The organism is Bacillus sp. Brlt_9, from assembly GCF_051948935.1.
Taxonomy (GTDB): Bacteria; Bacillota; Bacilli; order Bacillales; family Bacillaceae_G; genus Bacillus_A.
Genome location: NZ_JAYJLO010000003.1, coordinates 658113 through 670982, shown reverse-complemented (window position 1 = coordinate 670982; position 12870 = coordinate 658113). Strand labels below are relative to the sequence as shown.

12 protein-coding genes are annotated in these 12870 nt (G+C 31.0%); 9 read left to right on the top strand and 3 right to left on the bottom strand.

Annotation, left to right across the window (positions count from 1 at the left end; translation table 11 throughout):
• Window position 1: 1 nt before the first annotated feature.
• Window positions 2-910, bottom strand: a complete 909-nt coding sequence (locus VF726_RS16095) for a tyrosine-type recombinase/integrase (protein WP_440169984.1) — start codon at window positions 908-910, stop codon at window positions 2-4.
• Between the two features lie 130 nt (window positions 911-1040).
• Between VF726_RS16095 and VF726_RS16090 the strand changes: the two genes are divergently transcribed.
• From VF726_RS16090 to VF726_RS16080, 3 genes are all read left to right on the top strand, one after another.
• Complete coding sequence (locus VF726_RS16090) at window positions 1041-1769, top strand: HD-GYP domain-containing protein (RefSeq protein WP_440169983.1); 729 nt, start codon at window positions 1041-1043, stop codon at window positions 1767-1769.
• A gap of 77 nt (window positions 1770-1846) precedes the next feature.
• Window positions 1847-3502: a hypothetical protein gene (locus tag VF726_RS16085; protein ID WP_440169981.1), complete on the top strand. Its 1656-nt coding sequence runs from the start codon at window positions 1847-1849 to the stop codon at window positions 3500-3502.
• Between the two features lie 100 nt (window positions 3503-3602).
• Window positions 3603-5333 (top strand): hypothetical protein, encoded by a 1731-nt coding sequence (locus VF726_RS16080; protein ID WP_440169979.1) that lies wholly within the window; start codon window positions 3603-3605, stop codon window positions 5331-5333.
• 31 nt (window positions 5334-5364) lie between these two features.
• Here the strand turns inward: VF726_RS16080 and VF726_RS16075 are convergent, their stop codons facing one another.
• Window positions 5365-6006: a hypothetical protein gene (locus tag VF726_RS16075; protein ID WP_440169977.1), complete on the bottom strand. Its 642-nt coding sequence runs from the start codon at window positions 6004-6006 to the stop codon at window positions 5365-5367.
• 152 nt (window positions 6007-6158) lie between these two features.
• Between VF726_RS16075 and VF726_RS16070 the strand changes: the two genes are divergently transcribed.
• The 5 genes from VF726_RS16070 (at window position 6159) to VF726_RS16050 (ending at window position 10518) form a co-directional block, all read left to right on the top strand.
• Window positions 6159-7715, top strand: a complete 1557-nt coding sequence (locus VF726_RS16070; protein ID WP_440169974.1) for an N-acetylmuramoyl-L-alanine amidase — start codon at window positions 6159-6161, stop codon at window positions 7713-7715.
• A 62-nt stretch (window positions 7716-7777) separates the two neighbouring features.
• On the top strand, window positions 7778-8821 hold the full coding sequence (locus VF726_RS16065; protein WP_440169971.1) for an RNA-guided endonuclease InsQ/TnpB family protein: 1044 nt from the start codon (window positions 7778-7780) through the stop codon (window positions 8819-8821).
• A gap of 132 nt (window positions 8822-8953) precedes the next feature.
• Entirely contained in the window at window positions 8954-9259 is a 306-nt protein-coding gene (locus VF726_RS16060) for a hypothetical protein (protein ID WP_440169968.1), read from the top strand.
• A complete protein-coding gene (locus VF726_RS16055) occupies window positions 9246-9455 on the top strand; it encodes a hypothetical protein (RefSeq protein WP_088363585.1) in 210 nt (69 codons plus the stop codon). Before VF726_RS16060 ends, VF726_RS16055 begins: the two co-directional genes overlap by 14 nt.
• A 16-nt stretch (window positions 9456-9471) precedes the next feature.
• A complete protein-coding gene (locus VF726_RS16050; RefSeq protein WP_440169965.1) occupies window positions 9472-10518 on the top strand; it encodes a D-alanine--D-alanine ligase family protein in 1047 nt (348 codons plus the stop codon).
• A gap of 20 nt (window positions 10519-10538) precedes the next feature.
• Here the strand turns inward: VF726_RS16050 and VF726_RS16045 are convergent, their stop codons facing one another.
• On the bottom strand, window positions 10539-11471 hold the full coding sequence (locus tag VF726_RS16045) for a sigma-70 family RNA polymerase sigma factor (protein ID WP_440169963.1): 933 nt from the start codon (window positions 11469-11471) through the stop codon (window positions 10539-10541).
• Window positions 11472-11599: 128 nt separating this feature from the next.
• Between VF726_RS16045 and VF726_RS16040 the strand changes: the two genes are divergently transcribed.
• The gene (locus VF726_RS16040; protein WP_440169961.1) at window positions 11600-12805 is read left to right on the top strand and encodes a TraI domain-containing protein; all 1206 of its coding nucleotides are present in this window, start codon (window positions 11600-11602) and stop codon (window positions 12803-12805) included.
• Window positions 12806-12870 lie beyond the last annotated feature (65 nt).

Genomic DNA, 12870 nt, shown 5'->3' with positions numbered 1-12870 from the left:
ACTATTTGTTTTTCCCTCTTTTATTAATTTTAGTAACTGCATCCTGCAAAGCTTTATTAACTTCTTGTTCATCCGGATTTAAATAACGCATCGTTGTCGAGATATTAGAGTGCCCAAGTAGCTTCTGAATGTACCTTAAATTCACTCCTTCTGTTAAATACTTCGTAGCTGCCGTATGTCTAAATGTATGACAGCCCACATTCTTTTTAATTTTCGCAGCACTTGAATGTCTCTTAATTAAATCGTGTATAGAACGTGGTTGCATAGGTCTCCCTGTATTTTTAGCTGTGAATACATAATCAGATTTAGGACTTTGTTCTTTTTTTAGTTTTTTTAAGTCATCTTCTATCTCTTTGAATAATGGGACACGTCTATCTTTTCTCCCTTTACCTTTTTTAACAGTTATTATCTTATTTTTAAAATCAATATCTTCCCACTTCATTCGGCTTAACTCACTTACCCGAATCGCGCAATACGAAAAAACATTAATGATACAAATATTTTTTGTTTTATATAAACTCTTTTTTTCTATTTGTTTTCTCAGCTTTTCGCTATCTTTTTCACTTAATATTTCCTTAGGCTTCGTATCTCCATCAGTAATTTTTATTTTCCCAATTATGTTTACTGGATTACGCTCAATAATCTCCATTTTTAATGCATAATCAAACAAATTGTTTAATGTAGATTTTTTTCTAGACCTTGTACTAGCTACATTCCCACTTCTCATTAAAAGCGCATTGAACATATCTATATGAAAACCCTTAACGTCCGATATTTCTTGTATTTTATTTTCTTCTAAGAAATTTATGAATCTCGTTAACTCTTTTGAATACTGGTGTATTGTACTCTCAGCTAAGTTAATGTTCCTCATATTTTGTTTATATAGCTCAAATACATCCCTAATTAACAATATTAAACACCTCTCCAATTATTTAAAGTAAGCTTCCCCTATTTTCATTTCTAAATATTTATTAAAATTCTTCAAAAACAACTAAACCAATGTATAATTTATTAAATTTCTAAAATGGGTGGTGAGCTCTTTGGAGAACAACCAAATGTTTTTATATAGCTTAGAACACATTAATTTTAAGAGTGTTACTTCAAAAAAAGATGTAGTGCAATTACTTCAATCCCACGATAGAGATTCATTTACATATTCATTCAATACAGCAGCATTGAATTATGCTATTGCAAAAACCTATGGTATAAAAGATAAACAAAAACTGAGGCTATATTTTGAATCAGGGCTATTTCACGATTCAGGTAAAGTAGGTATGAGTTACGAATTTATTAATTACCCAGGTTCTTATACTTTAAGTATGTATAATGAAATGAAGAAACACGCTCAAGGAGGGGCCGAGATTCTTTCTAAAATAAATGCAGAGCGGGAATTGATTGATACAACTAACTTCCACCATTGCAACTATGATGGATCAGGATATCCTGGTGGGTTATTTGGAGAAGAAATTCCACTATCTGCAAGAATAACAAGAATTTCAGATAGCATAGATGCATATCTTTCAAAACGTTGTTATAAAGAAGGTGGTCCTGCAAAAGAAGCACTTGATGACTTAAAACAATATTCAGGCACAAGTTATGATCCGGAATTAATTAATTGCTTCTCGATGGTTCATAATCAAATAATAGAGGAATGTCACAAATTAGGTGAAGATAGGCCTTCTCAAAGTATGTATATGTTTTTCTTAGTAAAACTCTTTTTAGGTGATTTTAAGATACAAAAAGCTGAAGATATTCTAGATTTGTTCTAGGATCTACAGCTTTTTATTTTTTTCCCAAAAGAAGTTCAATTCGGCTATTATAAGAAAAAATTATAAGGAGTTTTACAATGAATTTTAAGAACGTGATTGAAAACCTAAATGAAACACCAGTAAATAAATGGATTAAAACTGAATATAAGGCTCCAGATTTACTAACAGAAATCTATGGATTAATAGTTAAATCAATAGAAGAATTAATAGAACAAGTTATTGAACCTATTGAAGAACGTGAAGTTACAAAAAAACAAATAGAATCAAATTTATTTGCTGCTGGAGGATATATCTCCGATTTCATCTTCTCCGAGATCCACAATACATCATTTAAACCTAAAGACATTGATATCTTCTTAAACAATGATTGGTTATCTAAAATTTTATTAAATACTGTTAAACAAATTCAAACTGAAATACCAGATGACGTCATTTTTAATATTGAAGAAGAATATAATAATATCTTTGGAAAAAAACTTAAACAACATTTCCCTGATTGTAAATGGGAAGACAGAAGTGAAGATGGTTACAATTTTACTTTTGTTAATAAAATATTCCGTTTTACCTATAAAGGAACTTCCATTGAGCTCATATTAGCAAACGAAAATAGAGTATTAACTTTTGATGTTAGCTTTCGTTTAGCTTATTATGCTAAAGGATTAATTTTTATTAACGAAATGGGATTGGAAGATATAAAAAATAAAACTTTACGAATTATAAACACATATACACCTATTAGCACACTAGTACGAATATATGATTTCAGTAATAGGTTTGGTTTAGAAATCGATTCATTATCACTAATGCTCTTATTAGAATATGTAACTAATTCGAAGATTCCATACGACATTTTTTTAGAAAGAATAAGAAGTCACAAGAAATATTCATCTGAAATTGAAAAAGAGATTTTGTGCAATAAACATACCTTTGTTGAGCAAAAAAAACCTGTACAACGGGGTGATGATAATAAAGATATCATTACGGAAACAGATATATTAATTGAATTCCCAATTAATCACTTCCCGGATTATAGAGAAGATTTCAAGTATTATTATAGTCATCTAAGTTATATCACTTCTATTCCGCTTTCTTTATCTTATAAGAAAGTAGAATACTTTTTGAAATATATGCAATTTGATGAGATGAAATTTATACGACCAACAAACTGGTTTTCAAACGAGATATTCCAAAAAGGACTTGATTATGGGTCCACCTACGAGGATTGGATAAATCGTTTAACTCTGTCTTCAATATTCAGTGACAAATACGAAACCAATGAGTCACTTCAAATTATTGAGGATGCTGTCCTACACAATAAAAATACTATTACAGAAGAATATAAATCAGCAGTCGATAAACTTCCTGTAATCGCAAAAAGCAGTGAGTTTAAACTAAAATTAGATTGGCTTGATTTCGACTCACTTCTAATCTCTAACATTTTTCAATTACAGTTAGAAGACCCAAATGGTACTAATTATATCTACATACACATTGATACTAATAATGAAGCCATCACAATCGGAAAACTATCTCCTGTGGGAACGTATTTTGGTTTCGTGGGTGAGATTTACGAATCATTTGTCGAACAATTGAAATCTAATTTAGGGTTGGTTAATTATTCAGTCGTAACTGATTTTGACGACACTGTACTTTATGGATACAACGAAAGTGCACAAGAATTAGAAAACATTACACCAGCAAAATTACTAAACGCTGCAATTAAAGACAATTAAAGATAATTAAAGATAAAAGACGTGTTTCCACGTCTTTTTAAATTGTTATAAAAGGTCATTTTTTAGCAGTTCCTAATAAATTTATTAGGGAGGGATCATAATGACATTTGAAAACATCCTAATCAATACTAACGAAGTTCCACTTAACAAATGGATTAAAACAGAATACAAAGCTCCAACCTTATTAGAAGAAGCCTATGACTTAGTAAGGAAAGTGCTAGTTGAATTAATCAACGAATCTGTAGCCCCTACTCCAAAAGCCGATACCAAAAACAAAGAATATGATATCAATGAGTTAACAAAGTATGAAAATAAAACAGAAAAATTATTTGATGAAATTGAATCAAACCTTTTTGGTGCAGGTGGTTACATTTCAGATTTCATTTATTCAAAAATACACAATGAACCATTTAAGCCAAAGGATATAGACCTATTTATAAATGAAGATTGGCTCGCTGATATACTATGGATCCTATTAGATAAAAAGAAAAAGCGAAAGACTAAATATACAAGATTTATGTCTAAATACAACAATGCTGATGCTCTCTATCATATTTTAGGTGAAAAACTAAAGGTATATTTTCCTGATTGTATTTGGGAAGAAGCTAGCGAGTTTCATTACTCCACTAAATATATAAGCAAAATCTTTAGATTTACTTATAAAGGTACACCAATAGAGTTAATAGTATGCGATGGATTTCGAATCTTAAACTTTGATATTAGTTTTAGGTTAGCTTATTATTCTAAAAAACATATTTTTGTAAATGAACTTGGCTTAAAGGACATACATAACAAAGTTCTAAGAGTGATTAATACGCAAGCACCTGTTAGTACCCTTATTAGACTTTACGATTTTAAACAGCGTTATAACTTTAGCATTGATTCTTTTTCGTTAATGTTATTATTAGATGCTGTTACCGCTTCAAAACTTCCATACAAAACATTTTTAACAAAAATAAAAAAGCATAAAAAGTATACTCCTGAGATACTAGATGAAATAATGAGCAATAAACATTCATTTAACATAGTCAGGATCCGAAAACGTTATAAGCGAAAAAATAAATCCAAAACACAAAAAACAGAAAAATTAATTGAATTTCCAATAAAACATTTTACAGATTATAAATACAGTTTAAGAAAGATTTACAGTAAAATCCCTTTATTACGTTGGATCCCAATGTCTCTCACATATAATAAAATTGAATACTTCTTGAAAAATGTACCTATACACAGTTTCACTTTTAAGCGACCCACTAACTGGTTTTCTGATGATATCTTTAGAAAAGGAAAAGAATATAACTCTACATTCGAAGAATGGATTAGTTATTTAACAATTTCACAGTACCGGTACGGAAATACTATAACCAGCAACACCATTCAAATTATTGAAGATGCTGTTTATAAAAATAAAACAGTATCCAAGACCAAAAAAATTAAAAATACTTCAAGCTTACTTCCGTTTATTGCAACAAAAGATAAATTCAAATTCCAACTTGTCTTTACCAATTTAGATTATCTAATAATGAATAATACTGTTAAATTACATCTAAATACAAATAGGTATACTGAAGAGTTTATGATACACATTAACACAAAAAATAAAGAACTATCAATAAGACAGTTATGCCCATCTGGTACCTATCTCGGTTTTGTTGGCGAAGTGTACAATTCTTTTGTAGAACAACTCAAATTAAAGTTAGGTCTACAAAATTACACTGTAATTACTAAGATTTCTTATGAAGATTTTTACAACCTAAAAGAAATAGACTACTATTCACTCAATATAACACCAGCTAAATTGTTAGATGCAGCAATGAGTAGTCAAAATTAAAAAATAAAAGACGCTTCAACGTCTTTTATTTTTAGCTAGCAAGATGTGTAACAATTGATTTTAAAATTGCTTTATCATTGTTACTTAATTTTTCTTTACTTAGAATTTCATCAATTTTTCCCCTTAGGGTCTCTTTTTCCATAGGTCGTAACACTTTCTTTATATATCTTTCCGCTTTTGCAGTTAAAAAGTTCAATTCTTCCGGCCATTTCGCAAATTCCTCAAACCATTTTGGGAATTTCCTTAATTTCTTCAAGATTTCTTCTTCTACCTCGTACTTTTGCGATAAAATTTCCTCTGCTAATTCCTCTTTTAAATAAATCTCAGACTCTTTAAAACCAATACCTATATATAAGACTCTATCAGTGGTTTCAAAAAACTTTATCATTTCTTTATATGCCGAATCTGTATTAGCATTATTATTTTTGAACCATAATTTTAAATTAGTTAGATATGAATTATCCTTTTCACACTCAACGTTAATAGAAACGAAGAAGTCCGCTGCGTATTTAGTTCCCTCTTCCGCTAAGAATAAAAAGTCCCTTACACCAACGTGGTCCTTAACAAACTCTATTCTTTCAAAATTTTGTTCTATTACTTTTACAATGTCTTCTATTATAGAAGAACTTAATTTTCTTTCTTTGATTTTATTCCAAACGTCTAGTTTATTCATACCTAAAATGTACCCCTTCAATTTTTAGTGAATTATATTATTATTTTTTATAAAAAACTACTTTTTTAAAATTTAAAAAGGGAATGTTTTCGCCTCAATTAATGAAGAGACATAGAAAGTCCTTATTTAATAGGATTAGGGAGGCGAACAGTTTGAAAAAAATCACTAAAGGGATTATGGTAATGTCAGTAGCCATCCCCTCATTAGCATTAATTCAAACAGCAGATAAAGTTGAAGCACTTACAAAAAAAGAAGTTACTTCATATTCATTAAATGTTAGACAAGCAGCTAACGCTAATTCGAAAATTGTTGATTGGTTACAACAAGGCCAAGTAGTAGATATATTAAATGACGGCAATGGTTGGGATCACGTTCAACTATCTAATGGTAAAACGGGTTATGTTAACGATAAATTCCTTAAAACAGTCTCTACAGGTGGAGATCACCGTACAGTTACTGCTTATTGGTTAACATTAAGAAACGGCCCTAGTGCAGATACTGCGGCTATTGATTATTTAAAACAAGGTACTAATGTTAATATCATTTCTTATTCTGGTAACTGGGCAAAAGTTCAGGCGAATGGAAAAACTGGCTATGTTAACGCCTCTTATTTAACTAAATCATCTACAAATACAACATCACCTTCAAATAATAACAGCACATCTGAATCAAGAACTGTAACTGCATATTGGTTAACTATGCGCAATGCTCCAAACGCTAGCGCTAAAGATATTGATTACTTAAAACAAGGCACAGCTGTTAATGTTCATTCATATCAAGGTGACTGGGCCTATGTGACAGCTAACGGACATAACGGTTATGTAAATTCTAAATATCTTTCTAAAGGAACTTCTACTCCAACATCTCCACCAACAGAAACTCCTTCTGTAAATAAAACTACTAAATACGTAAATTCTCCAGATGGATTAAATATCCGTAGTGGTAGAGGCGTTCAACATAGTGTCATCACTAATATGCCATACGGTTCTTCAGTTCAAGTTTCAAATGTAGTTGGTAATTGGGGATATGTAGAGTTTGGAAATGTTAAAGGCTATGCAAATGTAGGCTACCTAACAAGTGTTAAGCCTAGCGACAATAGTAATTCTAATAATATTAGTAACAACAATAATACAAGTAACCCAAACCCTTCAGGAAGTCTAAAAGGTAAGCTTTTAGTTATTGATCCTGGGCACGGTGGACCTTACGGCGGATCAGTTGGTATTGCAAACGAGCAACAAGTAAACCTTGCTATCTCATTAAAGGTTAAAACAAAACTAGAAAATATGGGTGCAAGAGTTGTTATGACTAGAACGTCAGATGTACCTTGTACATATGCAGGTTATAACCAAGATCTAAAATGTCGTCCAGCACTAGCAACAAAACTTGGCGCGAATGCATTCATTAGTATTCACGCTAACTCAGGCACCTCTTCAGCGAATGGTACAGAAACATTCTGGTACAACGCTAACCGCGGGGACAAAAAGCTTGCTACCTTAATTCTAGATGAATTAGTTAAAGAAACCGGTTTACACAAAAGACGTGTAGATTTCGCTGACTTTGCAGTAATAAGAAACAGTACTGTACCTGCAACACTTGTAGAAACAGGATTTGTAACTAATCAAAACGATGCTAGTAAATTAAATTCACCAGCTCACCAAGAAAAGTTTGCTAAAGCTATTTCTGAAGGTATTCAAAAATACTTTAACTAAAAATCATAAAAAGTCTACAGTTGAGTCTGTAGGCTTTTTATTAATTAGAATAGGAGATTACAATGTTATTCCGAAGTTACAAATATCAATTGAAATTAAGCACCAGTCAACAAAAATTTTTTGATATGTTATATAAATATATGCAAGTTTCATATAAAACACTCTATCCTCTATTCAAGGATAATAAAAAACCCTCAATAAATTTATTAAGAACCACTACTACCCCGCTATTTGAAAAGTATCAATTTAGTAGGTTATTTACCGATATTATATTCCCTCAACTCATTAGCAACATTCAAAAAAATCCTGATAAGTTTGAAAGTATTTTCCCAATCAAATTCAAAACTTTTTCATACGACAAGCGGCTAAATACATTGTCTCTCCCCTTTTGCCAGAACATAAAGATTTCTCATCAGCGAGAACTCCCTTCAAAAATCTATAACGTTGAAATTTTTAATAAAAACAATAAGTGGTTTGTGAACTTTTTAGTTGCCAAAAAACAAAAAAACAAAAAACAATCAGACTTAAGTTCCATTGGGATAGATGTTGGTTTAAAGCAATTCGCGTTCCTTTCAAACGGACAAGTAGTATCAAACCCCCGTTTTTACGATAAGATTAAAGAAAAAATATCATTGGAACAGAAAAAACTTTCAAAAAAACAAAAAGGCTCTAATCGTTGGAAATACCAAAAAACAAAAATAAACAAACTATATACCAAGCTATACAGGCAGCGGTCAGATTTTCTTCACAAATTTACGAATTATCTTACTGAAAAATACGATGTAATTGGAATCGAAAGTATAAACATTCGAGATTTACAGAAGAAAAAACATTTAAGAAACAGTCTCTCGGATGCAAGTTGGGGCGAGTTCATCACTCTACTGCAATATAAATGCGATGAAAAAGGTAAGCATCTAATAGGTGTTGAACGTTTCTTCCCTTCCAGTCAATTATGTTCCAACTGCGGAAATAAAAAATGGATGCCTGTACATATACGAACCTATAGTTGTATGAACTGTGGAACCGAAACAGACAGAGATTTCAATGCAGCTTTAAATATTGAAAACAGGGCTAAACAAATATTTTTAGAAACAATATACGTATGATATAACCTTTGGACGACGGGAGTTTGCCCATTATTAAGTGGGAAGTGTATACACACGTCACGAGAGTAGCGGATTAAAAGGAGTGGATTTATCACTCCTTTTTGTTTTCAAAACATATATAGGAGCTTTTAAATGAAAAAAACTATACATATTCCTTCCAATTTAAAAATTAGTTTATCAATGTCGATGAGAAATCAGGTAAAATGTTTTTTAAGGGACCATAAAGGAAATATAAAAATTTATAAAACAGAAGAAGATTTATTAGATTCATTGTTTTTTTATTGGGTACGAAATTCATCTAGGAAGAAATATAAATGGTTACATATAAAAAATATAAATGATTTTTTAAATACTTATGTTCTCCTATTGAAAAACAGATTAAAAACATTTTTAAATGAAAATGAATATTTAAGGAGTGGTAACATTGAAAATCTGTGAAAGATGTAATAAAGAAACCGAAACAATTAAACAAAAAGTCTCCCACAAGATGTTTTCTAAAGAGATCATTGTCGATGATGTACCTTTAGCAAAATGTGAATGTGGATTTATTCAATATATTTTTCCAAAAGAATTAGATTTTATTTTACGTGACGCATACAGAAACGGCTTAACAGCAGTAAAATTCGAATTGTAATGTAGGAGTGATTAAATTGAAAACAAAATTAGCAGTTTTATACGGAGGAGCATCCGGTGAACACACTGTATCCATCAAAAGCGCATTTAGTATTCTTTCAAATTTAGATTATGACAAATTTGAAGCAAAACCGATCTACATCAATAATGAAAATGAATGGTTTGAACAAAATTGGTTTAATCAAGCACCAACAACTGAAGACGAATTAACATCTACAAGAAATGAACATTTAAATCCATTTTCAATCTCTTCAATGGTTGACGTTGTATTCCCTATCACTCACGGTCCTTTCGGAGAAGACGGTCATTTTCAAGCTATTTTAGAAATGCTAAACATTCCATATGTAGGATGCGACTTGCTCTCTTCAGCAATTGGGATGGATAAAGCGATTATGAAAGATTTATTTGTGGCAAACAATATCCCACAAGGAAAATATCTATATTTTTCTAAAACAGACTTTGTAAGCAATACAGATGCCTTCTTAACGAAAGTTGAGCAAGAACTTCAGTACCCTTGCTTTATTAAACCAGCAAATTTAGGTTCTAGTGTCGGCATAAGTAAAGCCAACAACAGAAATGAACTTGTAAACGGTTTAGCTGCTGCTTTTGAGCACGACACTAAAGTAGTTGTGGAAGAGTTTATCCAAGGTCGTGAAATTGAGATCGGAGTATTAGGCAATAACCCTTATACACTTTCAGTTATCGGTGAAATTAGGACAACAGCTGATTTTTACGATTTTGATGCAAAGTATTTAGACACAAAACAAAATGAACTGCTAATACCTACAGCATTACCTTCTCATATCGAAGAGCAGGTGCACCATCTTGCAGATAGAGTAGCTAAAGTAATAAACGTTAAAGGGCTATCTCGCATTGACTTCTTCTATGTTGAAAGTAAGGACGTGTTGTTTGTAAACGAAATAAATACACTTCCAGGCTTCACAAAACATAGTATGTACCCTTCTTTATTTGCAGAGATCGGAATTGCTTACAAAGATTTAATCTCTAGATTAGTATCTTTAGCTGTTGAAAATCACAAAACAAAAAAACGTTACAAAAAGTAAATATAAATAATAAAAAAACCTCAAATTGCTTGAGGTTTTTCTAATATATATTTGATTTTTGAAAATAACTCTTTCTCTTTACGATAATATGTTGTCGTAGGCATATTCAATATCTTGGAGGTCTCCAACTTATTGAAGCCTTCTATTAATCTTAAACGTAGCATTTCTTCTTCTATCGCATTATCAACAAAAGAAAAGAATTCTGCTACAGCTTCTTCATCCAATATTTTCTCCTCAGTACCTAACTCACCAGGTATATACTCAATCAATTCTTGATGTTCACCAGAACTTTTTCCAACATCAGTGAAAATCGATACTGTATCTAAGTTCCACTCTACTGCTTCATCCCACTCTTTTCTTGTTAAACCTGATTCTAGAAAAGCTTCTTCAAGACTTAACCCTTTTTCGTCTGCTTTCTTTAAGCATTTTGTAACGATTTCTTTTTTCTTAATATGACATCGACTAACACCATATTTCGTTTCTTTTTCTCTGTTTATTTCTGCTGAAATCCAACCAGATATGTTTGTATGTGCATATGTAATAAACTTGAACCCTTTCGTACAATCGTAGTTTTCGTATGCCTTCCATAATCCAAATAGCCCAAATTGATAGAGCTCTTCTTTCTCATAAGTTGCAGAATGGTTTTTATAATAGCGATTAACTATTTTCCATATCATCTTATCATACTGAACAACAACATCTTCAAATGGCTGTAACTTAATATCATCATATTTTTGAGAGAAATCTAATGCTAATTGCTCAAAGTTTATAAATTGAACTTTTGTAGGTAACTTTTGACTGTAATCTCTAGAGAAATCCAATGCTAATTGCTCAAAGTTTACAAATCGAATTTTTCTAGAAAACATCTCATCGTAACCTAGTGCGAAATCTAAAGCTAATTGTTCATATTTTTTGAATTGAATTTTTGTACCCAACCCCTTTGTTTTACTCATTGTATAAAACTCCTTCACGTATCTTTTTTTATATATTACTGTTTTTTATTTATTTTTAAGGAAAAAATAAAAATTATCTTTCAATATGATAAAATTAGTGAAAATACATAAAAAGGATGAACCAAACAATGAGTATTTACAAGAGATATCTATTTGAAAATGGACCATTCAAAAGACCCGAAATTAACATTAATGATTTAAATACAACTAACTTTCCAATTACTGATTGGAGCATACCTGCTTTAAAATTTGACATCAAACAAGTAAATGATAATGATCAAATTTCCGACCTCTGTGTTGGACTTGATAATGCAGAAGTTATAAACAATTATTTAAAGTTAAACGTAACAAACCATTTAATGGGCACTGTTCAAGCGAAAATTTGGTCCAATAAAGATTTAGACTTTAACGTTGTCATTGAACAAATAAAAAAACAAAAAACATTCAATATTTCAGGAAAATGGAACGAATGGCCAAAAAAATCTGGAAAATTTAATATCATAATCGAACAATTAGAACCAATTGAGATTGACCCTAATGAAATTCTACCGAAAATCACTGAGTCTCGAACAGAATTACGAAACGAGTTACTTTTCTACATATCAAAAATCGATTCAGAAATTCAAAAATTAGCATTAGATATTTTAAAAGAAGTGTGGGAGTTATTTATTATTCAACCTGCGGCAATGGGACACCATCACTTTCAAATAGGTGGATTACTACAACATACTGTAGAAGTAATGCGTGTTGCATATAACCTATGTATTCAAACTAAACAAGAACAAGAAAACACTTTGAAACACATTCATAAATTAACAAGTAGTGTTCTATGGGCTGAAAAACAAAATCAAAGAAGTGAAGGATTGAACACATTCTCTGCTTTTTATGAAAAAGAAACACATTTATTTAAAGTAATGGATAGCTATTTACGTTGTGAGGATTCAGCTGACTTAAATATTGTTATTTTTACAATACTTGTACACGACATTGGAAAAATTTTAGAGTACACTAGATTTGGTGATGATCCAAATAAATATAAGTTATGGTTCCCTACCCTCGATATACCAATGGAAGATGAAAACATTTCCGTTTCAATGGATTCTAGGGGTGGAGCTAAGCTTGGACACATTACTTTAGGGGTAATGTTTACCTATAAATATTTATTATCTGGCAAGTACAGTATGAATAGCACGTTTTGGTTCAGTGTTATGGGAGGTATTCTAAGTCATCACGGAAGAAAAGATTGGGGAAGCCCGGTAGAACCTTCAAGTGCAAACGATTGGCTTATTCACCTTAGCGACCTTGTAGACAGCAGATATGCAAATGAAAAGTAATACAAGAAAAAGACAATCTATACGATTGTCTTTTTTTATTTTTTTAACATTTATTTATTTTATAT

Excerpts from the sequence above, each read along its gene's own strand:
- VF726_RS16085 (WP_440169981.1), top strand. The coding sequence starts at position 1,847 with ATGAATTTTAAGAACGTGATTGAAAACCTAAATGAAACACCAGTAAAT.
- VF726_RS16080 (WP_440169979.1), top strand. The coding sequence starts at position 3,603 with ATGACATTTGAAAACATCCTAATCAATACTAACGAAGTTCCACTTAAC.
- VF726_RS16075 (WP_440169977.1), bottom strand. The coding sequence starts at position 6,006 with ATGAATAAACTAGACGTTTGGAATAAAATCAAAGAAAGAAAATTAAGT.
- VF726_RS16065 (WP_440169971.1), top strand. The coding sequence starts at position 7,778 with ATGTTATTCCGAAGTTACAAATATCAATTGAAATTAAGCACCAGTCAA.
- VF726_RS16060 (WP_440169968.1), top strand. The coding sequence starts at position 8,954 with ATGAAAAAAACTATACATATTCCTTCCAATTTAAAAATTAGTTTATCA.
- VF726_RS16045 (WP_440169963.1), bottom strand. The coding sequence starts at position 11,471 with ATGAGTAAAACAAAGGGGTTGGGTACAAAAATTCAATTCAAAAAATAT.
- VF726_RS16040 (WP_440169961.1), top strand. The coding sequence starts at position 11,600 with ATGAGTATTTACAAGAGATATCTATTTGAAAATGGACCATTCAAAAGA.